The organism is Mesorhizobium sp. M7A.F.Ca.US.010.02.1.1 (genome assembly GCF_004023085.1).
GTDB lineage: Bacteria > Pseudomonadota > Alphaproteobacteria > Rhizobiales > Rhizobiaceae > Mesorhizobium.
This window is the reverse complement of record NZ_RZRV01000047.1, coordinates 23,472-45,674: the sequence shown is the minus strand read 5'-3', so window position 1 is coordinate 45,674 and position 22,203 is coordinate 23,472. Positions and strand designations below refer to the sequence as shown.

At 62.3% G+C, this 22,203-nt stretch carries 20 protein-coding genes; 9 read left to right on the top strand and 11 right to left on the bottom strand.

Annotated features, from left to right (window positions below; all coding sequences use genetic code 11):
• Positions 1 to 179 precede the first annotated feature (179 nt).
• The 4 genes from EOA19_RS30375 to rpsF form a co-directional block, all read right to left on the bottom strand.
• On the bottom strand, positions 180 to 1,484 hold the full coding sequence (locus EOA19_RS30375) for a cyclopropane-fatty-acyl-phospholipid synthase family protein (protein ID WP_128305695.1): 1,305 nt from the start codon (positions 1,482 to 1,484) through the stop codon (positions 180 to 182).
• A gap of 301 nt (positions 1,485 to 1,785) precedes the next feature.
• Positions 1,786 to 2,370 carry a 50S ribosomal protein L9 gene (gene rplI, locus EOA19_RS30370; RefSeq protein ID WP_127289263.1) on the bottom strand — a complete coding sequence of 195 codons (585 nt, stop codon included), beginning with the start codon at positions 2,368 to 2,370 and terminating at the stop codon, positions 1,786 to 1,788.
• Between the two features lie 220 nt (positions 2,371 to 2,590).
• Positions 2,591 to 2,839, bottom strand: a complete 249-nt coding sequence (gene rpsR / locus EOA19_RS30365) for a 30S ribosomal protein S18 (RefSeq protein ID WP_006203718.1) — start codon at positions 2,837 to 2,839, stop codon at positions 2,591 to 2,593.
• Positions 2,839 to 3,339, bottom strand: a complete 501-nt coding sequence (rpsF, locus tag EOA19_RS30360) for a 30S ribosomal protein S6 (RefSeq protein WP_013532520.1) — start codon at positions 3,337 to 3,339, stop codon at positions 2,839 to 2,841. The genes rpsR and rpsF overlap by 1 nt, the downstream gene beginning before the upstream one ends.
• Before the next feature lie 453 nt (positions 3,340 to 3,792).
• Here rpsF and EOA19_RS30355 point away from each other — a divergent pair, with 453 nt between their 5' ends.
• Positions 3,793 to 5,451, top strand: a complete 1,659-nt coding sequence (locus EOA19_RS30355) for a pilus assembly protein (RefSeq protein WP_128305694.1) — start codon at positions 3,793 to 3,795, stop codon at positions 5,449 to 5,451.
• 8 nt (positions 5,452 to 5,459) lie between these two features.
• Here the strand turns inward: EOA19_RS30355 and EOA19_RS30350 are convergent, their stop codons facing one another.
• Positions 5,460 to 7,388 (bottom strand): LTA synthase family protein, encoded by a 1,929-nt coding sequence (locus tag EOA19_RS30350; protein ID WP_128305693.1) that lies wholly within the window; start codon positions 7,386 to 7,388, stop codon positions 5,460 to 5,462.
• Between the two features lie 277 nt (positions 7,389 to 7,665).
• On the opposite strand from EOA19_RS30350, the gene fabD reads away from it, so the two are divergent.
• From fabD to gmk, 8 genes are all read left to right on the top strand, one after another.
• Positions 7,666 to 8,607, top strand: a complete 942-nt coding sequence (gene fabD / locus EOA19_RS30345; protein WP_128305692.1) for an ACP S-malonyltransferase — start codon at positions 7,666 to 7,668, stop codon at positions 8,605 to 8,607.
• Between the two features lie 65 nt (positions 8,608 to 8,672).
• Positions 8,673 to 8,897, top strand: a complete 225-nt coding sequence (locus EOA19_RS30340) for a ribbon-helix-helix protein, CopG family (protein ID WP_128305691.1) — start codon at positions 8,673 to 8,675, stop codon at positions 8,895 to 8,897.
• Between the two features lie 30 nt (positions 8,898 to 8,927).
• A complete protein-coding gene (gene fabG / locus EOA19_RS30335) occupies positions 8,928 to 9,665 on the top strand; it encodes a 3-oxoacyl-[acyl-carrier-protein] reductase (RefSeq protein WP_023813762.1) in 738 nt (245 codons plus the stop codon).
• Between the two features lie 210 nt (positions 9,666 to 9,875).
• A complete protein-coding gene (locus tag EOA19_RS30330) occupies positions 9,876 to 10,112 on the top strand; it encodes an acyl carrier protein (RefSeq protein WP_006203723.1) in 237 nt (78 codons plus the stop codon).
• A gap of 34 nt (positions 10,113 to 10,146) precedes the next feature.
• Positions 10,147 to 11,409: a beta-ketoacyl-ACP synthase II gene (gene fabF / locus EOA19_RS30325; protein ID WP_127273339.1), complete on the top strand. Its 1,263-nt coding sequence runs from the start codon at positions 10,147 to 10,149 to the stop codon at positions 11,407 to 11,409.
• A 102-nt stretch (positions 11,410 to 11,511) separates the two neighbouring features.
• Entirely contained in the window at positions 11,512 to 12,720 is a 1,209-nt protein-coding gene (gene mltG, locus EOA19_RS30320) for an endolytic transglycosylase MltG (protein ID WP_128305690.1), read from the top strand.
• A gap of 156 nt (positions 12,721 to 12,876) precedes the next feature.
• Entirely contained in the window at positions 12,877 to 13,767 is an 891-nt protein-coding gene (locus tag EOA19_RS30315) for a YicC/YloC family endoribonuclease (RefSeq protein ID WP_023813765.1), read from the top strand.
• 3 nt (positions 13,768 to 13,770) lie between these two features.
• Entirely contained in the window at positions 13,771 to 14,427 is a 657-nt protein-coding gene (gene gmk, locus EOA19_RS30310) for a guanylate kinase (protein ID WP_013532512.1), read from the top strand.
• A gap of 50 nt (positions 14,428 to 14,477) precedes the next feature.
• Here the strand turns inward: gmk and rsmA are convergent, their stop codons facing one another.
• From rsmA to lptF, 6 genes are all read right to left on the bottom strand, one after another.
• On the bottom strand, positions 14,478 to 15,317 hold the full coding sequence (gene rsmA, locus EOA19_RS30305) for a 16S rRNA (adenine(1518)-N(6)/adenine(1519)-N(6))-dimethyltransferase RsmA (protein ID WP_128305689.1): 840 nt from the start codon (positions 15,315 to 15,317) through the stop codon (positions 14,478 to 14,480).
• Positions 15,318 to 15,327: 10 nt separating this feature from the next.
• Positions 15,328 to 16,356, bottom strand: a complete 1,029-nt coding sequence (gene pdxA, locus EOA19_RS30300) for a 4-hydroxythreonine-4-phosphate dehydrogenase PdxA (RefSeq protein ID WP_128305688.1) — start codon at positions 16,354 to 16,356, stop codon at positions 15,328 to 15,330.
• Position 16,357: 1 nt separating this feature from the next.
• On the bottom strand, positions 16,358 to 17,287 hold the full coding sequence (locus EOA19_RS30295) for a peptidylprolyl isomerase (RefSeq protein WP_128305687.1): 930 nt from the start codon (positions 17,285 to 17,287) through the stop codon (positions 16,358 to 16,360).
• A gap of 99 nt (positions 17,288 to 17,386) precedes the next feature.
• Positions 17,387 to 19,825 carry an LPS-assembly protein LptD gene (locus EOA19_RS30290; protein WP_164893080.1) on the bottom strand — a complete coding sequence of 813 codons (2,439 nt, stop codon included), beginning with the start codon at positions 19,823 to 19,825 and terminating at the stop codon, positions 17,387 to 17,389.
• Positions 19,825 to 20,910, bottom strand: a complete 1,086-nt coding sequence (gene lptG / locus EOA19_RS30285) for an LPS export ABC transporter permease LptG (RefSeq protein ID WP_206638135.1) — start codon at positions 20,908 to 20,910, stop codon at positions 19,825 to 19,827. The genes EOA19_RS30290 and lptG overlap by 1 nt, the downstream gene beginning before the upstream one ends.
• Entirely contained in the window at positions 20,907 to 22,109 is a 1,203-nt protein-coding gene (gene lptF / locus EOA19_RS30280) for an LPS export ABC transporter permease LptF (RefSeq protein ID WP_128305684.1), read from the bottom strand. The genes lptG and lptF overlap by 4 nt, the downstream gene beginning before the upstream one ends.
• Between the last annotated feature and the right edge of the window lie 94 nt (positions 22,110 to 22,203).

Sequence of the window (22,203 nt, the reverse complement as noted above, 5' to 3'; positions counted from 1 at the left end):
GACGCCGCACTCGCGCAGCTCTCATCCCCGCCTAAATAGCTATCGACAACCGAGCGCTTGAAACTCTCGCTGTATTTGGACATGCAAAACCCCCGAAGGTTGTGTCCAACTTTCGGGGGTCAGTTCAACGGTCACGGGACCTTTTTCAGTGCAGGCGCCGGCAATGGCAAGCGGCAATGCTATTCCTGGTCCGCAACCTTGCGGCGACGAGCTGGCTTGGCGGTCGGGCTCTTTTTGACGGGAGCCGTTTCACGATGCCCCATATCGCGTATCTCGAGCGCCTTTTCGCATTTGGCCATGTAGTCGCGCGACATAGGCAGCGTATCGTTCTTCTTGGTGATCTGGATCTGGAAGATGACCAGGTCCTGCCAGCGGAAGGCGGCTTCCGAGGCCGCCAGATAGAATTCCCACATGCGGCAGAAGCGCTCGTCATAGATCGCCTTGGCCTTGTCGCGGTTGGCAGCGAAGCGCTCGCCCCAGTGCTTCAGCGTATCGGCATAGTGGAGCCGCAGGATCTCGACGTCGGTGACGACCAGGCCCGACTTTTCGATCGCCGGCATGACTTCCGAGAGCGAAGGGATATAGCCGCCCGGGAAGATGTATTTGCGGATGAATGCGCTGGTCGCCCACGGCACGCCGGAACGACCGATCGTGTGCAACAGCATCACGCCATCGGGCTTGAGCAGCGTCGCGCTCTTGTCGAAGAACGTACGGTAGTGGTTGACGCCGACATGCTCGAACATGCCGACCGAGACGATGCGATCGAAACGCTCGTTGAGTTCGCGGTAGTCCTTGAGCTCGAAATGCACGCGGCTTTCCAGCCCTTGCGCGTGCGCCCGGTCGGTGGCGACGCCATGCTGCTCGGTCGACAGCGTCACGCCCTGCACGTCGACGTCGAACGCCTTGGCGAGGTAGAGGCCAAGCCCGCCCCAGCCGGAGCCGATGTCGAGCACCGTCTGGCCGGCTTTCAGCCGGAGCTTGGCGGCGATGTGGCGCTTCTTGGCGGCCTGCGCTTCGTCCAGCGTCATGTCCGGCTGCTCGAAATAGGCGCAGGAATACTGCATGTCCTGGTCGAGGAAGAGCCGGTAGAGGTCGCCCGACAAATCGTAGTGGCGCTGCACGTTGCGGCGCGAGCGCGAGGCGGTGTTGATCTGCTGCAGGCGGCGGAAGGCGTGGCGCAGCCCTTCGATGGCCTTCGACCAGGTGGCGTCGATGCCGCCGCTGCCCATGTTCTGGAAAGCGATGCGCATCACGCCCAGCACCCCGCCTTCGAGGATGTCGAGTTCGCCGTCCATGTAGGATTCCGGAACCGCCAACATTGGATCGAAGGTGATGGCGCGCTCGGCATGCGCCGTCTTGATATGCATGTGCACCGGTTCGCCGCTGCCGTCGCCGAAAACCACAGCCGAGCCCTTGGGGCCGGTCACCTTGAGATTGCCGGTGCGCACCAGGCGGTCGAGAACGCGCTTCAACAGAATATTCATGACCAAATGTCCCCTCTCGGCCAGACAGGCTGCCTTGGCGCGTGACCGCGAAAATCGGGATCGATTTCGCCGGGGGTCTTGCGCCGAACCAAAGTTGCACAGCGTGCTTTGCGCGGCCAAAGGACGCGCTACGCCATAGTCTGCAACAATATATAGGGGTTCGAAAAGTTCCATTTGGCACAAAAATGCCCGGGCGAGAGACCCGGGCATTGGTCCAGCATGGCTGGATGACGGCAAAGTGATCGGAGCTTGGCTTTAAGTCGTGATCAGCCCATGGCTCCAATCGTCTTGCGAAGTGTGATCAGGCGTTGTCTTCGCCGCCCTCGAACTCGGTGTTCGGATCGAAGAAGTTCTCCGGCCGGGCGTTGTCGTTGATGTCGTCGCCATAGATGGCTTCGGCGGTGGTCAGTGTCTCGCCTTTGGCCTGGCGCTCGGCTTCGTCGGCCGTGCGGGCGATGTTGAGCGTGACGGTGACCTCGACTTCCGGATGGAGCGCGATCGCCACATTGGTGACACCGATGGTCTTGATCGGCTGGTTGAGCAGGATCTGGTTGCGGTTGATCGAGAAACCTTCCGCCGTCAGCAGATCGGCGATGTCGCGGGTCGAAACGGAACCGTAAAGCTGCCCGGTTTCGCCGGCGGAGCGGACGGCGATGAAGCTCTTGCCGTCGAGCTTTTCGGCGATCTGGGCCGCTTCCGACTTGCGCTCGAGGTTACGGGCTTCGAGTTGGGCGCGCTGGCCTTCGAACTTCTTCTTGTTGGCTTCGTTGGCGCGCAGCGCCTTGCCCTGCGGCAGCAGGAAGTTACGGGCAAAGCCGTCCTTGACCTTGACGGTGTCGCCCATCTGGCCGAGGCGGGAAACGCGTTCGAGAAGAATGACGTCCATGGTTTTGTTCCTTCGGTTGGGCGCCAATCGATCGATGAGATCGACGCCGAATGTCTCTGGAACAGGTCAGGAAGCTTGAGCGCCGGGGGCGCTGGTGACGCTGTCCTGCCTGTCGCGGCAGTTAGAGGTTTTTGACCTCAACCCGGGATTTGATGTCCAACCCTGCGGCGCCCGTCGCCGCGGGAGAAGAGCGGGCGGCGAGCCGCCCGCATTGACGCTATTAGCGAACCACGTAGGGCAGCAGGCCGAGGAAGCGGGCGCGCTTGATTGCCTTGGCGAGTTCGCGCTGCTTCTTCTGGCTGACGGCGGTGATGCGCGACGGCACGATCTTGCCGCGCTCAGAAATGTAGCGCTGCAGGAGACGCACGTCCTTGTAGTCGATCTTGGGCGCGTTGGCGCCTGAGAACGGGCAGGTCTTGCGGCGGCGATGGAACGGGCGCCGGGTCGGGATCTGATTGATGTCGACCATTATTCTGCACCCCCTTCAAAGCCTTCGCGCGGACGGCGCGGACCACGATCGGCACCGGCGTCGCCGAACGAGCGCGGCGGACGATCGCCACGGTCGCCGCGATCACGGTCGCCGAACGAGCGCGGGCCACGATCGCCACGGTCGCGGTCGCCGAAGCCGCCGCGTTCCGAGCGCTCTTCGCGCTTCTGCATCATGGCCGACGGGCCTTCCTCATGCGCCTCGACCTTGATGGTCAGGAAGCGCAGCACGTCTTCGGACAGGCCCATCTGGCGCTCCATCTCGTTGAGCGCGGCCGCTGGGCAATTCAGGTCCATCAGCGTGTAGTAAGCCTTCCGGTTCTTGTTGACCCGGTAGGTGAGGGACTTCAGTCCCCAATTCTCGACCCGGCCGACGGACCCGCCATTCGCGGAGATGACACCCTTGTACTGTTCGACAAGAGCATCGACCTGCTGCTGCGAGAGGTCCTGCCGGGCAAGAAACACATGTTCGTAAAGAGCCATTATGTCTTATGCCTTTCTTCGTTTCTCTCCCGGTTCCCGGCGGCAAAAGCCTCTGCAACTTCTCTGACCCGCAAACCCTCGAAGGGGCAGGGGGAAGAAAGGAGCATGACGAGACGGTCGAGAGCGGAGACACGGGAGGCGGAAGCACTTCCGGCTTCACACGAAGGTTCTAAAAAACCTCCGGCCCTCCGTTCAGCCCCCAGCAAGGACCGGCAGATTGCGGGCGTCTATATAGCAATCCGACCGTAAAGCAAGGGCAAGCGGCATTCCCGTGTGTCCCACGTGACGATCGGGGAGCAGCAACGGCGGAAGTTGTGGTTTCCGGGAACCACGTCTTAACCACACTAGAAGGTTGTGTGGAGTTGAAGCCCAGCCGTCAACGGTCGATTCATCATGGAAGGCGCAAAAGCCCGGACGACCGCACAAAAGCGGCAAGCATTTCCGGGGGTAAGGATGCTTCTCGACAAATTCTGGCGCTCGAAGAGCGGCAATTTCACGCTTGTGCTGGCACTGGGTTTGCCGGTCATCCTGACAGCAGTCGCTTTCGCAACCGATGTCTCGACCCTTATGCGGGCCAAGAGCAATTTGCAGAACGCTCTCGATTCGGCAAACCTTGCTTCCTCGCACCTTGGCGATCTCGACATCACCCGCAATGACGCTTTCAACCGCTATTTCCAAGCCAACATCGTCGGTCATGGCGAGCTCGGCAATGCGCAGGCGACGTTGACTGTCGACAAGGGCGTCAACTTCGTCAAGACAAAGGCGGTTGCCTCGGCGGACGTCAATCTCAACTTCGCCTTCCTGTTCGGCGACAGCAAGCGCATCGTCGTCGATGCCTCGGCGGTCGAATCGAACAACCAGCTCGAAGTCGTGCTGGTGCTGGACAACACCGGCTCGATGGCCGGCGCGCGCATGACGGCGTTGAGGACGGCGACAAAATCGTTGCTCGACACGCTCGAAGCGGCGAAATCGCCGACGCGCAAGATCCGCGCCTCGCTGGTTCCTTTCGTAACCGCTGTCAACGTCAATGGCGACGGCTTCGATCCGTCCTGGATCGACATGGACGGCAAGTCCTCGACCAACGGCGTCAATTTTCCCGTCATCGACGGCAAGCGACCGAACCACATGGCGCTTTTCAAACAGCTCAAGAAGACCGGATGGACCGATGCCGGATGGAATGGCACCGGATGGAAGGGTTGTGTCGAGGCGCGGCCAGGCGCTTACAATATCTCCGACACGCCACCCGACACGGCCAAGCCCGACACGCTGTTCGTGCCGTACTTTGCGCCGGACGATCCCGAAGACGCCCAAAAGCCGTCTGGCGCCTATGGCAATTCGGACAAATACTACAACAACTCCTACCTCAACGATGTCAGCGACAAAACCAGGCTTGCCCAGTCGGGCATCAACATTCTGGGCATCGATCTCAGCAACCTGCTCGGCAACCTCATCGACCTTTTGTCACCCGATGACAGGGCTGCCAGGGAAAAGATCGCCAAATATGTTGCGCCCGCCAAGGAACTCATCACCGAGACCGGCTCTCCCATCACTATCGGCCCGAACCGTGCGTGTCCGACCCCGGTGGTCCCCCTGACCGACGATTTCGACAAGCTGCGCAAGGCAGCCAGTCAGATGACCGAGTGGAACGGTGCGGGCACCAATGTCTCCGAGGGCCTGTCATGGGGTATGCGGGTGCTGTCGCCCGCCGCGCCCTACACCGATGGAGCGCCGTGGAAGACGCCCGGCATCAGCAAGATCGTGCTGTTGCTCACCGACGGTGAGAACGTCGTCTATGGCGCCAGCCAACAGCCGACGAAGTCTGACTACACATCATATGGCTATCTGGCCGGCGGCCGTTTCGGATCGGATAACCAGACGACGGCGGCACGCAACGTCGATGGCTGGACCAAAAGCGTCTGCACCCAATTGAAGGACCAGGGCGTACAGATCTACACCATGGTGCTGCAGTCCGACACCGCAGCCAACCGTGCGCTTTACAGCGCATGCGCCTCTGATCCGAGCGGCTATTATGCAGTCAACGATCCGACCAAATTGCCGGACGTCTTCCAGCAGATTGCCAACAAGTTCTCGAAGCTGCAATTGACGAACTAAAGGCGATCTCAACTCGTATGGGCGACAATCTTGTCGACGGTTTCGGGGAAGAAGTCGGGCGCGGCGTGGCGTTTGCCGAACATCATATCGTACTGCAGCAGGCGGAAATCGCGGATTGCCGGATCGATCTCCTTCTGTCGCGCCCAATCGGGCGTGGCTTCGCCAGCCGGCGTCAGCAGAAGATTGCGGTCGACGACACGGTAGCGTTCGCTCATCTCGCCCAGGAAGCCGGTGTAGTAGGGATGGCTGATCCCGGCCGTTTTCAGGATATGATAGGGCAGGAAGGCTGGGCTGACGGCACCCATGTGCTCAGCCGGTCCGGTGCGGTTCGACCAGATGACCAGCGGCGTCTCGTGGTGTTCGAGGGCGGCCTCGGGCGACGCTTCCTTGCGCGGCGCGACATTGTCCTTGAGGAAGCCGGTTTCGACGTAGACCGGCCCCAGCGGCGGCAGATGGTCGCCGAAGAAGGCGATCACGGTGGGGCGGGAGCGTTTCTTGGCCCATTCGACGAGGCGTTCGAGACCGCGATCGGCATCGGCTGAGCCCTCGGCGTAACTGAGCAGCGATTCGCGCGCCCACTGGCTGATTGGCGCCTGCACCGTGTGCGTCGGATTGTAATAGCGGTTCGGCTCGTAGGGACCGTGGTTCTGCAGGCTGACCGCAAAGAAGAACACCGGCTCATCGCTGGCGTCAGCCTCGCTGATGATCTCGTCGGTCATCGCGGCATCCGATGCCAGTGGCCCGCGTTTTTGCATTGGCGGCAGCGTCTCTTCCGACTTGAAATCGTTGAAGCCGAAATCGGCATAGACCGCGCCACGGTTCCAGAACCAGTTGGTACCGGGATGGATGGCGCGCGCCCGGTAACCCTGGCTCTTCAGGAAGGTCGCGAGCGAAGGCGTCGGCGTGCGCACATATTGCTGATAGGGGATGCTGCCTGCCGGCAGGAACGCGTTGGAGAAGCCGGTCAGCGCCTCGAACTCGATATTGGCGGTCATGCCGCCGAACTCCGGCGAGAACATCGAGCCCGAGCGCAGCGCCCGCACATTGGGGATTGGATCTGGCGTGATGGTGACGCCAGGCAACCTGGTCGGATCCCAGAAGGATTCGCTCATGACGATGATGATGTCCGGCTTCTCGGCCGGCACCGAGGCGGTCACACCGGGCCTGGCTATCGCTGCGATCGCCTTGTCGGAATAGCCCGGCGGCGCCGAGACATGCGCCATCGGCACATTGAGCGCAAAAGCCAGCGCAAAGCCGTTGGAGGCATAGTTTTCCTTCTGGTCCCACATGATCGGGATGATCTGCAGCCGATCCCTGGTCCAGGAGAAGGTGGCGTAGTCCATGATCGAAACGAAGAAGGCGAGCAGCGGCACGGCCAGCGTCAGCCGGGCAAGGCGGCCCTTGCGGCTGAGCGCGGGAACCTTGCGGCGCCACAGCCGCCAGCCGTAGACGAGCAGCGACAGGCCGGCGACGATGCCGACGACCATGGCGAGCGCGGTTATCGGCCGGTCGCGCACCAAAAGCGGCAGCAGCGCGAAGATCTGGCGGGCATAGAGGAAATCGGTGGGATAGAGCGGATCGCCGAGATAATGCGACTTCTGGTGGCCGACGAAGGCAAGGGATAGCGTCAGCGGCGCGACGATCATCAGGCTCTGATGGCTGCGGCCGAGCACCGCATCGAGGCCGATCAGGATCAGCGCGAAGACGACGATGGTGGTCCAGCCGGGCTTCAGCGGCTGCAGGAAGAAGGAGACGGTGCCAGCAAAATCGCCGCGCACGATCAGTTCGATCGCAAACACCAGGACAGCCGCGATCGCCAGGCTGACAAGCCCATAGCGCACGACCGGCCATCTCCTGCCCGGCAGATAGCCGGTGGAGGGGTCGTCTTCCAGGAACTGTGGCGCGGGCTTGCCGGCGCGTTTGTAACTCTTTGCCACTTAAACTTCCCCACCCAGCGACAAACACGTCACTCGATTGTCATGGAATTGTCACGCAAAGCTAGCGCCTGTGGCCAAAATAAGAAGAGCCAGCAAACGAATCGTGAGCGGTTTTCATCAGGAGTGATCGCCAAAAAGCCTTTCGGAACAGGCACTCGGCGGATGAGGCGGCCGTCGGGCAGGGTCAAACCGGGCTTGACTTGGCGCCCCGCCATGCCTCACAGGCAAGAAAAACTCGTCTATCAGGCAAGCAAAACCAGCCCTTGGGAGCCCTCGCATGGCCGTCGCATTCACCTTTCCCGGACAAGGCAGCCAGGCGGTCGGCATGGGCAAGGATCTCGCCGACGCCTTCCCCGAAGCGCGCAGGGTCTTCCAGGAAGTCGACGACGCACTTGGTGAGAACTTGTCGAAGCTGATCTGGGAAGGGCCGGAAGAGGCGTTGACGCTGACCGCAAACGCGCAGCCGGCACTGATGGCGGTGTCCCTGGCCGTGATCCGGGCGCTGGAATCGCGCGGCTTCTCGCTGAAAGGCAAGGTCACCTATGTCGCCGGTCATTCGCTGGGCGAATATTCGGCGTTGGCCGCTGCTGGCTTCGTTTCGGTTGCCGATGCCGCCCGGTTGCTGCGCATACGCGGCAATGCCATGCAGGCGGCGGTGCCGGCCGGCGAGGGCGCCATGGCGGCGATCATCGGATTGGAACAGGCCGATGTCGAAGCAGCCTGCACCGAGGCATCCAAAGGGTCGGTCTGTCAGATCGCCAACGACAATGGCGGCGGTCAGCTGGTTATTTCCGGAGCCAAGGCCGCGGTCGAACTGGGGGCGAAACTGTGCACGGAAAAGGGCGCCAAGCGTGCGCTGATGCTGCAGGTCTCCGCGCCTTTCCACTCCGCGCTGATGGCGCCCGCGGCCGACGTCATGCGGGAAGCCCTGGCCGGCGTGACAAAGAATTCGCCGGTGGTTCCCGTCCTATCCAATGTCACGGTTAGCCCGACCAGCGATCCGGACGAGATCGCCCGCCGCCTTGTCGAGCAGATAACCGGCCGCGTGCGTTGGCGCGAGACGGTGGAGTGGTTCGGCGCGAACGGCATCACCACGCTTTACGAAATCGGTGCGGGCAAGGTGCTTTCGGGCCTGGCACGGCGCATCAACCGCGATATCACCACCGCGTCGATCGGCACCGCGGCTGAGGTCGAGGGGGCGTTAGCGGCGCTTGGTTGAACGGCTTGACTTGAATTCGCTGATGCGCGGCCACATGAATACGTGCATCGCAACTAAGGTGGGGCATGTCCACATCGATCCGTCTTTCTCCTGAGATCAGGCTGCGCCTGGATGCTCTCGCGTCCAAGACTGGGCGCAGCAGAGCCTATCATATGCGTGAGTTCATTGAGCGCGGCCTTGAGGACGTAGAAGACTACTACCTTGCCGCCGAGGTGCTGGCACGGATCAGGAGCGGCGAGGAAGGTATTATGAAAGGCGACGACTTCTGGGGCAGTGATGTCTACAGATAACCGTTATCCGGTTTGAGAGAAGGAAAAGACATGTTCGAATTGACTGGCCGCAAGGCGCTCGTCACCGGCGCATCGGGAGGCATCGGCGAGGCGATCGCCAGGATGCTGCATGCGCAGGGCGCGATCGTCGGCCTGCATGGCACCCGCGTCGAGAAACTGGAAGCGCTGGCTAGCGAGCTTGGCGACCGGGTCAAGCTGTTCCCGGCCAACCTGTCGAACCGTGACGAGGTCAAGGCGCTCGGCCAGAAAGCCGAGGCCGATCTCGAAGGCGTCGACATCCTGGTCAACAATGCCGGCATCACCAAGGACGGGCTGTTCGTGCGCATGTCGGATGCCGACTGGGACACCGTGCTCGAAGTCAACCTGACCGCCGTGTTCAGGCTGACCCGCGAACTCACCCATCCGATGATGCGCCGCCGCCATGGCCGCATCATCAACATCACCTCGGTGGTCGGCGTCACCGGCAATCCCGGCCAGACCAATTATTGCGCCTCAAAGGCCGGCATGATCGGCTTTTCCAAATCGCTGGCACAGGAGATCGCCACCCGCAACATTACCGTCAACTGCGTCGCCCCGGGCTTCATCGAATCGGCGATGACCGACAAGCTCAACGACAAGCAGAAAGAGGCGATCATGGCGGCGATCCCGACGCGGCGCATGGGCACCAGCGTTGAAGTCGCGTCCGCCGTCGCTTATCTCGCCTCCAACGAAGCCGCCTACGTCACCGGCCAGACCATCCACGTGAATGGCGGCATGGCGATGATCTGACGAGGTTCGGCAGCAACGCCGGCGGGTTGTGAAAAGAGACCATTTCGGCTTGGACCTCAGCTATTTTTCGTGTAATGCGGCCCGCAACCCGGCGGTTCGGGCAAAAACCGGTCCGTAGTCGTTGCGTTTCCGGCAGGACCATCTTTCAGCTTGATTAGCGGCATTCTGCCCGCTAACGAAGACAGACAAACAAAAGACGAGGATGCCCAAATGAGTGACACCGCAGAGCGCGTCAAGAAGATCGTCATCGAGCACCTTGGCGTCGATGCCGACAAAGTGACGGAGCAGGCGAGCTTCATCGATGATCTGGGCGCCGACAGCCTCGACACGGTCGAACTCGTCATGGCGTTCGAAGAAGAATTCGGCGTCGAAATTCCCGACGATGCGGCTGAGACCATCCTGACCGTTGGCGATGCCGTGAAGTACATCGACAAGGCTTCGGCCTGACGCTTTCCGCAGTCATCACCGGGGAGGACCTGCGATGAGGCGTGTCGTCGTCACGGGCCTTGGGTTGCTGTCGCCGTTCGGCATGGGCTTCGAGCACAGCTGGAAGGAACTTCTGACCGGCCGCAGCGCTGCCAAGCGCATCACTGAGTTCGAGGTGGAGGATCTTGCCTGCAAGATCGCCCACGTCATTCCGCGTGGTGACGGCAGCAATGCCACCTTCAATCCGGAGGCCGTGCTCGAGCCGAAGGAACTGCGCAAGATCGGCGACTTCATCCTGTATGGGATTGCCGCCGCCGACGAGGCGCTGAAGGATTCCGGCTGGGAACCCAAGACGCATGAAGAGCGGTGTGCCACCGGCGTCCTGATCGGCTCCGGCATCGGCGGCATCGAGGGCATCGCCGAGAACGCGATGATCCTCAAGGAGCGCGGCCCGCGCCGCATCAGCCCTTTCTTCATCCCGGGCCAGATCATCAATCTCGTCTCCGGGCAGGTTTCGATCCGGCACGGGCTGAAAGGCCCGAACCATGCCGTCGTCACGGCCTGTTCGACCGGCGCGCACGCCATTGGCGATGCTGCCCGGTTGATCATGTGGGGCGATGCCGACGTGATGGTCGCCGGTGGCGCCGAAGCGCCGGTGACGCGGCTGTCGATCGCCGGTTTTGCCGCATGCCGGGCACTGTCGACGGAACGCAATGATTCGCCGCAAACGGCGTCGCGACCCTATGATCGCGACCGCGACGGCTTCGTCATGGGCGAGGGCGCCGGCGTTGTCGTGCTCGAGGAGCTCGAACATGCCAGGGCGCGCGGCGCCAAGATCTATGCCGAGGTGACGGGTTATGGTCTCACCGGCGATGCGCATCACATCACCGCGCCCGCCGAGGATGGCGATGGCGCCTTCCGTTGCATGACGGCGGCACTGAACCGGGCCAAGTTGACGCCGGCCGATGTCGACTACATCAACGCGCACGGCACCTCGACCATGGCCGACACGATTGAGCTCGGTGCCGTCGAGCGGCTTGTCGGCAATGCCGCATCGAAGATTTCGATGTCGTCAACCAAGTCGTCGATCGGCCATCTGCTTGGAGCGGCGGGTGCCGCCGAAGCGATCTTCTCTATTCTTGCCATCAGAGACAATGTCGCGCCGCCGACCATCAACCTCGATAACCCGGAACGCGAAACCGCGATCGATCTGGTGCCGAACAAGCCGCGTGCCCGCCAGATCGACGTGGCGCTGTCCAATTCCTTCGGCTTTGGCGGGACCAACGCGTCGCTGGTCTTCCAGCGCTACAATGGCTGATCGTCCGGCTGCCGGGCGGCGCTTTGGCGTGCCGTCAATTTTGCCATATTCGCCCCTACTCTGCCGCTGGGGATTCGTTGGGCGATCAAACGGTAGGGCGAAATGAACACAAATCCGGCAGGCAACGGAGAATTCGGGCAACGGCCGCCGACATCCGGCCCGATCGTGCCGAAAACGGCCAGCGAGGCGTTGCGGCCGGAGGCTGGCACGCCGCCGCCGAAGCGCTCGCGTGCGTCACGCAGCCAGGTCGTCGTGTTCATGAACTTCGTCATCTCCTCGGTGATGCTGGTGGTCCTGGCGGCCGGCGTCGCGGTCTATTTCGGCAAGCAGGAATTCACCGAACCCGGACCTTCGGCTAATGGCGACACCTTCCTGGTCAAGCCGAACACCGGCGTCCAGGATATCGCCGACCAGCTCGAACGCCGGGGGCTGATCAGCGACGCCCGGGTATTCCGTCTTGGCGTGCGGGCCTTCGGCAATGATTCCGCGCTGAAAGCCGGCGAGTACGAGATCAAGCCCAGGGCTTCCATGCGCGATATCATGGAGCTTTTGAAGAGCGGCAAGTCGGTGATGTATTCGCTGACCATTCCTGAGGGACTGACGGTCGACCAGGCATTGCAGCGCATCGCCGAGGAGACTGCCTTGAGCGGCGACATGCCGGCAACCACGCCGCCGGAGGGCAGCCTCGCCACCGACACGCTGCGCTTCACGCGCGGCGCGACACGCCAGCAGATGGTCGACAAGCTGCTGGCGGATCAGAAGAAGCTGGTCGACGATGTCTGGCAGCGGCGCGCGCCTGACCTGCCGCTGGCCAGCGTCGAGGAGTTCGTCACGCTGGCCTCGATCGTCGAGAAGGAGACGGGCAAGGGTGACGAGCGTTCGCGAGTTGCCGCCGTCTTCCTGAACCGGCTTGCCAAGGGCATGCGCCTGCAATCCGATCCGACCATCATCTACGGGCTGTTCGGCGGCAAGGGAAAGCCGGCGGACCGGCCGATCTACCAGTCGGACATCCAGAAACAGACTCCCTACAACACCTATGTGATCAATGGCTTGCCGCCGACGCCGATCGCCAATCCGGGTCGTGCAGCGCTGGAGGCGGTGGCCAATCCGTCGAAAACCGCCGACCTCTATTTCGTTGCCGACGGCACCGGCGGGCACGTCTTTGCCGCGACGCTGGACGAGCACAACGAGAATGTCGCCCGCTATCGCGCGTTGCTGAAGAAGCAGGCCGATGATGCCGCCAAAGCCGCCAAGACGACTGGCACCGGCGACAGCAATGCCGGCGGCGGTGACGCGGGCGCTGCCCAGTAAATGAAGAAAGGCGTTGCCCGACAGGCAGCGCCCTGACATTTGGAAGAGCGCCGCGCGTCCGATTTCGACGCCTGCGGCGCAGTCTTTTTTCAAGCCGCACTCGTTCCTGTCCGGAAAGCCGGTTCAGGGGCGATGTGCCAGGGACGTGTGGGCGATATGAATTTGCAGAGCATGACCGGTTTTGCACGTGCCGTCGCCGAGCACGAAGGCACCTCGATCGCCTGGGAGGTCAAGTCCGTCAACGGCAAGAGCGTCGAGGTACGGCTGCGGCTGCCGCAAGGCTTCGAACGGTTGGAACCTGCTGTCCGGCAGATACTTCAGAAACGTTTTGCACGCGGCAATTTCCAGGCGACGCTGACCATCGGCCGTGCCGTTGGCGCGCAGGCGCAGCCGGTCGTCAACGAAGCCTTCCTGAAGGACCTTGCTGGGCTCGCCAAACGGCTGCAGGAGCAATTCGGCGTTGCTGCGGCGACGTCAGATGGATTGCTTTCGCTGCGCGGCGTGCTCGACATTCCTGAAACCGTCGAAACCGAGGAGGCGAGGGCCGCGCTCGATGCCGCGATCATGGTCGCGCTCGAAGTGGCCTTGAACGGGCTCGAACAGGCACGTCAGGGCGAAGGAGCCGCGCTGGCTTTGCTGTTGTCGGGTCATATCGACACGATCGAGGTGCTGACGCTGCGGGCAGAAGTGGATCCATCCCGCGAGACGACGGTGATTCGCGAACGCATCGCCGAGCAGGTCAGGCTGCTGATGGACGCTTCCGCCAATCTGGATGCCACCCGACTGCACATGGAGGCGGCGTTCCTGGCCACCAAAGCCGATATTCGCGAAGAGATCGACCGGCTGAAAACGCATGTCGCGTCCGGCCGGGCTCTGCTGCTGGGCGGCGGTGCGGTCGGTCGCAAGCTCGATTTTCTGGCACAGGAATTTAACCGCGAATCGAATACGCTGTGTTCCAAATCGAATGCCGCAGCCGTCACCGCGATCGGCCTGGACCTGAAGGCGGTGGTCGACCAATTTCGTGAACAGATCCAGAATCTGGAGTAGCCGATGGTTGCCAAGGATTTGGGGTCCCGCATTCGCCGCCGGGGCCTGATGCTCGTCCTGTCGTCGCCATCCGGCGCCGGCAAGTCGACGATCGCGCGCAATCTTCTGGAAAGCGATTCCAGCCTCGAACTGTCGGTCTCGGTCACCACCAGGCCGCGCCGCGGAAGCGAGATCGAAGGCGTCCACTATCATTTTCGGACGATGCGCGAATTCGAGCGGCTTCGTGATTCCGACGCACTGCTGGAGTGGGCCGAGGTGCATGGCAATTGCTATGCGACGCCGCGCGAACCGGCCGAACTGGCGCTGTCCGAGGGGCGCGACATGCTGTTCGACATCGACTGGCAAGGTGCCCAGCAGCTCAAGGAGAAGATGCGCGCCGACATTGTCTCGATCTTCATCCTGCCGCCATCGATGAAGGAGTTGAAGGCGCGGCTGAAACGTCGCGCTGAAGACCAGGAGGCGGTGATCGAAACGCGGCTGAAAAACGCCCGCAACGAGATCGAGCACTGGAAGGAATATGATTTCGTCATCGTCAATGACGACCTTGACCGCGCCTTCGCCGAAGTGCGCGGTATCGTCGTCGCCGAGCGGCTAAGACGCGACCGCCGGCCAGGCCTGTTCGATTTCGTCTCTGGACTGTTGGACGAGAAGACGGGCTGAGGCGGTGAAGCGCCAATCTCCCCCACGAGGGGTGGGAGATCGGCAGCTTCTTACACCGCATTGGTCAGCCGCACGAACTCCTCGACGCTCAGCGTTTCGGCGCGGCGTGTCGGATCGATGCCGGCGCGTTCGAGCAGGGCCTCGCCGCCGAGGCTCTTCACGCTTTGCCGCAGCATCTTGCGACGTTGGCCGAAGGCGGCTTCTGTGACGCGGCCGAGTTTTTTCACCTCGGCGGGCAGGGGCGTCGGGCGCGGCACCAGATGCACCACCGAGGAGGTGACCTTTGGCGGCGGCGTGAATGCCTGTGGCGGTACGTCGAAGGCGATCCTCGCCTCCGTCCGCCAGCCGGCAAGAACCCCCAACCGGCCATAGCTGTCGCTGCCGGCGGGAGCGACGATGCGCTCGGCCACCTCGCGCTGGAACATCAAAGTCATCGAGGTGTAGAAAGGCGGCCAGTCGCTGACCGTCAGCCAGCGCACCAGCAGCTCCGTGCCGATGTTGTAGGGCAGGTTGGCCACGATCTTGACCGGACCGCCGTTCCCGGTCGCTCGGCTGGCAAGGCCTGCGAAATCCGTCTTCAGCGCATCGCCGGAAACAACCTCCAGCCGGCCGGGATAGTGGTCGGACACTTCGGCAAGAGCAGCCAGGCAACGTTCGTCGCGCTCTATGGCGATCACATGGCGCGCTCCGTTGTTGAGCAAGGCGCGGGTCAGCCCGCCGGGACCAGGACCGACCTCGATTACTGTTGCATCGGACAAGTCGCCGGCGGTGCGCGCGATCTTGCCGGTGAGGTTGAGGTCGAGCAGAAAATTCTGGCCGAGCGCCTTCTTCGCCTGCAACCCATGACGCTCGATCACCTCGCGTAGCGGCGGCAGCCCGTCGATGCTCATGCCCGAGGTCTCATACGGCGATTGCCTTCGTGTTCGTGTCGGCCAGCCGCCGGGCAAGCTTCAGCGCCGCTATCAGGCTGTCGGGCCGCGCCACACCCTTGCCGGCAATGTCGAAGGCCGTGCCGTGGTCGGGCGAGGTGCGGATGAAGGGCAGGCCGAGCGTGACATTGACCGCCTCGTCGAAAGCCAGCGCCTTGGCCGGGATCAGCGCCTGGTCGTGATACATGCAAAGGGCCGCGTCGTAGCCCGCCCGCGCCCGGACATGGAACAACGTGTCGGCCGGCAAAGGGCCGAAAGCGTCGATGCCCTCGGCACGCAGGATGTCGACCGCCGGGCGCACGATCCGCTCGTCCTCAAGGCCCATGGAGCCGCCTTCGCCGGCATGCGGGTTGAGCCCGGCAATGGCCAGCCTCGGCTTGGCGATGCCGAAGCGGCCGGTGAGATCGGCAGCGGTGATGCGCGCAGTGGCGACGATCAGTTCGGTGGTCAGTGCCTTCGGCACCTCGGCCAGCGCGATGTGGATGGTGACGGGAACGGTGCGCAGGTCGGGTCCTGCCAGCATCATCACCGGCATCGCCTCGACGCCGCTGTGCCGGGCCGCCAGATGCGCCAGATACTCGGTGTGGCCGGGAAAGCGAAAGCCGGCATCGTAGAGCGGCTTCTTGGCGATCGGGCAGGTGACCACGGCCGAGGCTTCGCCGGCAAGGCAATCGGCGACGGCGCGGTCGATGGCCTCGATGGTGGCTTCCGCATTGGCCGGATCCGGCCGGCCGGGGCTGTCGATGCAGCCGGCGGCTAGTGGAACGATCGGCAAGGCGCGGGCAAAGACCTGCGCCGCTTGCGCTGATGTCGTTTCGACGACCGGCAGCGAAATGCCGAGCAGGCGCGCCCGGGAGGCGATCAGTGCCGGATCGGCGAGCAGGTAGAAGGGGGGCAGGTCGGCAGCTTCCCGCGCCATAAAGGCGGCGATGGCGATCTCCGGCCCAATGCCGGACGGATCGCCGACGCTCAACGCGAGCGCAGTCACTGCGTTGCTCACGTCAGCGCTTGACGATGCGGGCTTTTGCCTTCAGCTCGTCGACATATTTCTTGCTGAGCGCGTCGGCATCCTTGTCGCCGCCAGAGCCTTCGGCCTGGAACGCCATCTGCGCGACCTTGTCGTCGGACACTTCGCGCGACGAGCAGATGCCGATGAATTCGACGCCGCGCTCGGTTTCGCGCGTGGCGGTGGCACCGCCGACTTTGGTCGCCTTGATCTGCTCGGCCCAGTCCGGCGGCAGTTGCGGCGCGAGCACCCGGCCCAGATCCCGAACGGTGACGTCGATCAGGCCCTTGGCGAATTCGCGCGTCGTTTTGCAGCCGTTGAAGCGAGCGCGCATGGCGTCGGCCTCGCGCTTGCGTTTGCCCAGCGTCGCGCTGCGTTCAGTCGCCGGCACCACGAAGATGACCTGCTGCAGCATGTATTCGGTGGCGCTCGGTTTGGCGCCGCCTTTTTCGAGCATCTTCCTTACCAGATCCTGCTCGCTGACGGCACCTGTGCCGTCGCCGGAACGGTAGCGCGCGCTCAAGGCCTGGTTCCAAGCCATCTGGGCGCGGATGAATTCCTTGAAGTGGCTCTTGGTGACGCCTGACTTCTCCATGACGCCGTCAAGCTGGCTGAGCTGCATCTTGTTGCTCGAGGCAAAGCGCTGATACGCCGCCTCGACCTGTGCGTCGCTGATGCGGATGCCAAGCCGCTTGGCCTCGGCCATACGCAGCGTCTGGTCGATCATTTCCTGGCCGGCATCGCCCTTCTTGCGCTGCAGCTTCAGGAAGGCGGCGCGATGGGCGATGTCGCCGCTGGTGACCGGAACGTCGTTGACGACGTATTTGATCTCGCTGGCGAAAGCCGGCGGCGTCATTGCGGTGATCGACACGGACGTCGCCGCCACGAGCAACGCTAAACCTGCTGAAAAGAGGTATTTCCTCATCGTTGGTATCCCAATTCTATCCCGGTCCCGCCCAATTTCATCTTTCCAGGTGCGCGAAATCCGTGCCAGCCCTATGCGGCGAAACGATGTCGCCGATTGTTACTGGATCGTGTCGATGGCACTGGTCGACGAGCCGAATTCGCCGAGGGTGCGGAACGACAGATTGAAGCCGATGGTCTGCGACACCTCCCTGGTGTTCAGATCGCGCGACTGCGAGTAGGTCATCAGATAAGTGAAGCAGGAATCGTTGTAGGCGAAGCCGACGCCGTCCTTGACCAGCAGGCTTTGCTGCAGGTCGTAGGTTCCTGTGCCGAAGACGCGCCAGTTTTCGGCCAGATGCGTGGATGCACCAAGTGTGACTTCGTGACGGTCTTCCGTGAAACCGTACAGCGGCTGGGCCTGGATGAAGGCGTATTTGGCGCTCAGCGACACAGGCAGGCCGGAATAGGCGGCCTTCACCTCGGCACGGCGGACCTCGAAACTCTGTTCGTCGAAACGGCCGCTGACCGAGGCCGCGAAGCCGTTGGGGCTGTTGATGCCGAACAGGCCGACATAGTCGGACTTGGTCGTGTCGAGGCCGGAATTGGCGCCGACATTGACCAGATCCGGCGCGGCAAAGGAGTTCTCGCCGCCGATCTGATAGGATTGGCCGAAAATCGCATTGGTGCCCCAGCCATTGTTGTACGAGCCGGAATAGCGGAAGCCGACATTGGCGCGCGAACCGCCTTCGACGCGGTCGTAACCGGAGAACTTGTCGCGCTCGAACAAGGTGGTCGCGTCGAAGACCATGCTTTGGGCGTCTTCGTTGGGCACTGAGAGGCCGCCGACATATTGCTCGTTCGGACGCATGAAGACCTGCGCCATTGGCTCGATGACATGGCTGGACCCGCTGGCCATGGAAAACAGCACCGGCCAACGCATCTCGAGGCCCGCGGTTGCCATGTAACGGGCAAATGACGAGCGCATATCGTCCTGCTCGCCCAAATGCGTTGCCATTCGGTCGATGGCGTCTAGCGAAGCCGACGATGCGTTGAGGTAGTCCACATCGCCCTGCAGCGCGAGCAACGGCGTTAGCACCAGTCCGTCATCTGTGACGAAACTCCGCTTCCACTCGGCCTCGGCGGTGAGACGGCCCGATTCGCCTTCGATGCCGCGGACGCGCTGCGTCGGAGTGAGGGCATTGTAGGGCTGGACGAAGGTCTCATCGACATCGTCGCGGCGGATGACACGCGCGTTGACATTGAGGGACAGCTGGCCGCCGGCCACCGAGGCATCAGGAATATAGGCGTAATCGAGCGACGGCAGCACCCACGGCTGTTGTCCGCTTCGCGCAGAGATATTGTCGTCAGGCGTATCTTCCTGCACATCGAAATGCATGGCGCGCACGTCGAAATAGTTGCGGCCGTTGAGACCCGTCAAGTAGACCGACGACTGGTGGACGCTGCTATTGTACTTGTCGATGCCGTAGGTGTTCGAGAAGTTCTTGTCGGTCTGCAGCAGCACGTCCCAGCCGAAGTTCCAGCGTGAGTTGATGGCGAACTGCCCCTGGGTACCCATCATGCCGCGGAATTTGTTGGGATCGCCGGCGCTGCCCGAATTGACGTTGTGGCCAGAACTGGATGGGAAGGCAGTGGTGTCGAGGAAGGCGTCGGGATTCTGCTGGTGTATCCCGGCGATCTTCAAGCTGTACTCGCCATTGTCGAAGCGCTGACGCCACTCGGCCTCACCGAGGAAACCCTGCCTGGTATAGCCGGTGCCGGTGACGGTCAGGTCGTAGGTCGGCGCCAATGCGAGATAATAGGGGACTTTCACGCCGACGCCGAGATCGCTCTTGTAGATGATGCTCGGGATCAGGAAGCCGCTCTTGCGCTTCACCGTCGGGTCGGCAATCTCGAATGCAGGCAGATAGGCAAGCGGAAAACCGAAGAATTCGAAATTCGCATTCTCGAAGCGAACCGTCTTCTTCTCACCGTTCCAGATGATCTTCTTGGCCTTGACGCGCCAGGTCGGCGCTTTGTCCGGCTTATCCTCGCACGGCTCGCAGGCGGTGTAGACGCCATTGTGGAAAGTGGTCAGCACGCCGCCCATGCGTTCTGCGCTTTCGGCGGCGAAATAGGCCTTGTCGATGGTCTCGACCCGCAACGCGTTGACGAAGCCGTCGGCGAAGTCATCGGTGATGTCGATATGCTGCGAATTGATCTTGGTGCCGTCGCTGTTGATGACTTCGACGTTGCCGCTCGCCACCATCCGCTTGGTGTTGCGGTTGTACTCGACCCGCTGGGCGACAAGGCGATTGCCACCATAGTCGATCTGCACGCCGCCAACGGCGGTCACGGTCTGGTTGTCGTTGTTATAGACCAGCGTATCGGCCGCCAGCAGCATTTGCGAGCCGGACGGAACCGATGTCGCCATGTCGCCGACGTCCTGCGCGAGCGCCGGTGCCGGAACGGCGTAGGCAAGCACGCACGCCAAGGCGGTCGCCACATAGAGGCGCGCCAAACCGGCCTGCCTGTTGCTGGGCAAAAACGCCTCCCTCACTAGCCGTCTTCCTTGTATAGCAGGAAAGTCACCCCGAAGAACATAGCCACCATGACCGGTACCCAGGCGGCTACGACAGTCGGCACGAATCCCGCCACGCCGAATGCCTTCACCAGCACCGAAACGACATAAAGCAGAAAGCCAGCGATGATGCCACCCAGAATCATCGTCGCCGACTGTCCCATCCTGGCAAATCGCATTGAAACCGTTGCCGCGATCAGCGTCATGGCGACGAGAAGGAACGGCAACGCCACGAGCGAATCAAACTGCATGGCAAAGGCATTTGCCTTGAGGCCGAAGGAGCGGGCAACCTCGATCTTTCCGGGCAGGTCGTAGAAGGGGATGGTTTCGGGGCGCGCCAGCCGCTCTTGCACGAATTCGGGCTTCAGATTGGTCGGTACGCGATCGGTTGCCGATGCCTGGATCGTGCCGTTCTGGAACGTCTTGACGTCCTGCAATTCCCAATAGCCGTCGCGCAGGAAGGCACGGGCGGCGTCCTTGCGCTCGACGATGTTGCCTTGCGGGTCGAGAATGAAAAATACGACATCGGCCATTTCCAGGCCCTGGTTCAGGATGGCCCGCGCACCGATGATGGTGTCCCCCGAACTGGTTTTCTGGCGGATCCAGGGCGCGGCATCGGCCGAGACCGTATTCGATTTGCCGGAACGCAGCTGGGTTTCGATCTGCTCGGACCAGGAGAATGCGTGCGCGGCGAGCGGATTGATGACGCCAACCGACAGGACGCCGAACAGCAAGGCTCCGACACAGCAGGGCAAGAGGAACTGCCAGGCGGAAACACCGGCGGAACGCGCGATGACCAGCTCGTAGCGCCGGTTCAGCGACACCAGCGTTGCCATCGCCGAGAAGAGACCGACGAACGGCACCGTCTGCAGCATGATCATCGGCATACGGAGGCCTGAAATGGCTACCGCCGTGCCGTAGGTGAAGCCGGGCAGGCCGGTGGTGCGTCCGGACAGCTCGGTGAAATCGATCAGGAACACCAATGCCAGGAGGCCGATGAAGAACCAGATGGTGATCGTCACATAGCGGAAGAAGAAGTAGCGGCCCAGTGTCCAGCCCATCAGCCGACCCCTTGGCCTGATGCGCCGCGCCTGGACAAACGCAATTTGAAAGCATTCCAGCTGTCAGCGATGCGCGTGGCGAAGTTTGTCATCCAGTCCGCCCAGGTCACGGGCAGTTCCAGTGTCCGGTTGGAGACGATGAACCAGATCGCCACCGCGGAAGCCACGATCGGCACGCCATAGACCATATACGCATATTGCGGGACCTCATCCGCCTTGCTGGCGGCAAAAAAGCCCAGCCAACGCACGAACAGCGATATCGTGATCGCCGTGATCAGCGGATTGACGCGCGCCTCGCGGTGCGAGCGCGCATCGCCAGCGACCGCAAGCGCGATCAGCGCGAAAACCATGGAATAGGTCCATTCCGAGAACCGTTGGTTGACCTCGGCCCGGTATTCATAGGGGTTCTGCTGATAATACTTGTCGTTGGCGCCCGGGTTGAGCAGGTACTGCGTCGTCTGGTCCTTGGGCAGGAGCGTCACCGCCGAAGCCGCCGCCATGAAGGCCGACATGTCGAAGGCATAGGAGGTGAAGCGGATGACGGAGAGATCGCCGGTCAGCGTTTTGCGATGGATGACGCCGTCATTCATCATCAGCACCTTTTCACCGCCGCGTTCGATGATGCTTCCGGTCTTGGCGTAGTAGACGAGGTTGACGCCTTCTTCGCGCGAATCGGCGACGAAAATGCCACCCAGCCGATTGTTGGGAAGGCGCTCGCCGATCTGCAGGAACAACCCGTCGTCAATCTTGCGGAAGGTGCCTTCCTGGATGATCAGCGACAACAGATCCGCGCGCGACGACGCCACCAGGGCCCGGTTCTTCTGCCGTGCGTAAGGGTCGATGCCGTTGTCGACGGCAAAGGAAAAAACGGCGGCGGCGAGCGCCAGCAACATGATCGGCCGCACGATCGTCCAGCGCGAGGCCCCCGCGGCGTTGACGACGGCGAGTTCGGAATCCGAATTCATGACACTGAGTGTCTGTGCGACCGCTACCACCAGCGCGAAAGGCACCACGATCGGGATGATGGACGGAAGGATGAGGGCGGCGACTTCGAAGAAGGTGAGCGCCGACTGGCCGCTGTCGGTGACCAGGTCGATCTTTGCCAGCACCTGCGTCGTCCATACGATCGCCAGCGTCCACACAAGTGCGGCCATGAAGACCACGAAAGCGCGGCGCATGATGTAGCGTTCAACGACCTTCATGAAGGCTTTTCTCGATTTTTTCGAACGGCATCATGCCACCGAACAAGGTAGCTGTCCGGCAGCGCCTGCACAACTGGCTCATCAGATGGTCTAT

Coding starts and splice junctions, on each gene's coding strand:
- EOA19_RS30375 (WP_128305695.1), bottom strand. CDS start 1,484: ATGAATATTCTGTTGAAGCGCGTTCTCGACCGCCTGGTGCGCACCGGC.
- rplI (WP_127289263.1), bottom strand. CDS start 2,370: ATGGACGTCATTCTTCTCGAACGCGTTTCCCGCCTCGGCCAGATGGGC.
- rpsR (WP_006203718.1), bottom strand. CDS start 2,839: ATGGTCGACATCAATCAGATCCCGACCCGGCGCCCGTTCCATCGCCGC.
- rpsF (WP_013532520.1), bottom strand. CDS start 3,339: ATGGCTCTTTACGAACATGTGTTTCTTGCCCGGCAGGACCTCTCGCAG.
- EOA19_RS30355 (WP_128305694.1), top strand. CDS start 3,793: ATGCTTCTCGACAAATTCTGGCGCTCGAAGAGCGGCAATTTCACGCTT.
- fabD (WP_128305692.1), top strand. CDS start 7,666: ATGGCCGTCGCATTCACCTTTCCCGGACAAGGCAGCCAGGCGGTCGGC.
- EOA19_RS30340 (WP_128305691.1), top strand. CDS start 8,673: ATGTCCACATCGATCCGTCTTTCTCCTGAGATCAGGCTGCGCCTGGAT.
- fabG (WP_023813762.1), top strand. CDS start 8,928: ATGTTCGAATTGACTGGCCGCAAGGCGCTCGTCACCGGCGCATCGGGA.
- EOA19_RS30330 (WP_006203723.1), top strand. CDS start 9,876: ATGAGTGACACCGCAGAGCGCGTCAAGAAGATCGTCATCGAGCACCTT.
- fabF (WP_127273339.1), top strand. CDS start 10,147: ATGAGGCGTGTCGTCGTCACGGGCCTTGGGTTGCTGTCGCCGTTCGGC.
- mltG (WP_128305690.1), top strand. CDS start 11,512: ATGAACACAAATCCGGCAGGCAACGGAGAATTCGGGCAACGGCCGCCG.
- EOA19_RS30315 (WP_023813765.1), top strand. CDS start 12,877: ATGAATTTGCAGAGCATGACCGGTTTTGCACGTGCCGTCGCCGAGCAC.
- gmk (WP_013532512.1), top strand. CDS start 13,771: ATGGTTGCCAAGGATTTGGGGTCCCGCATTCGCCGCCGGGGCCTGATG.
- rsmA (WP_128305689.1), bottom strand. CDS start 15,317: ATGAGCATCGACGGGCTGCCGCCGCTACGCGAGGTGATCGAGCGTCAT.
- EOA19_RS30295 (WP_128305687.1), bottom strand. CDS start 17,287: ATGAGGAAATACCTCTTTTCAGCAGGTTTAGCGTTGCTCGTGGCGGCG.
- lptF (WP_128305684.1), bottom strand. CDS start 22,109: ATGAAGGTCGTTGAACGCTACATCATGCGCCGCGCTTTCGTGGTCTTC.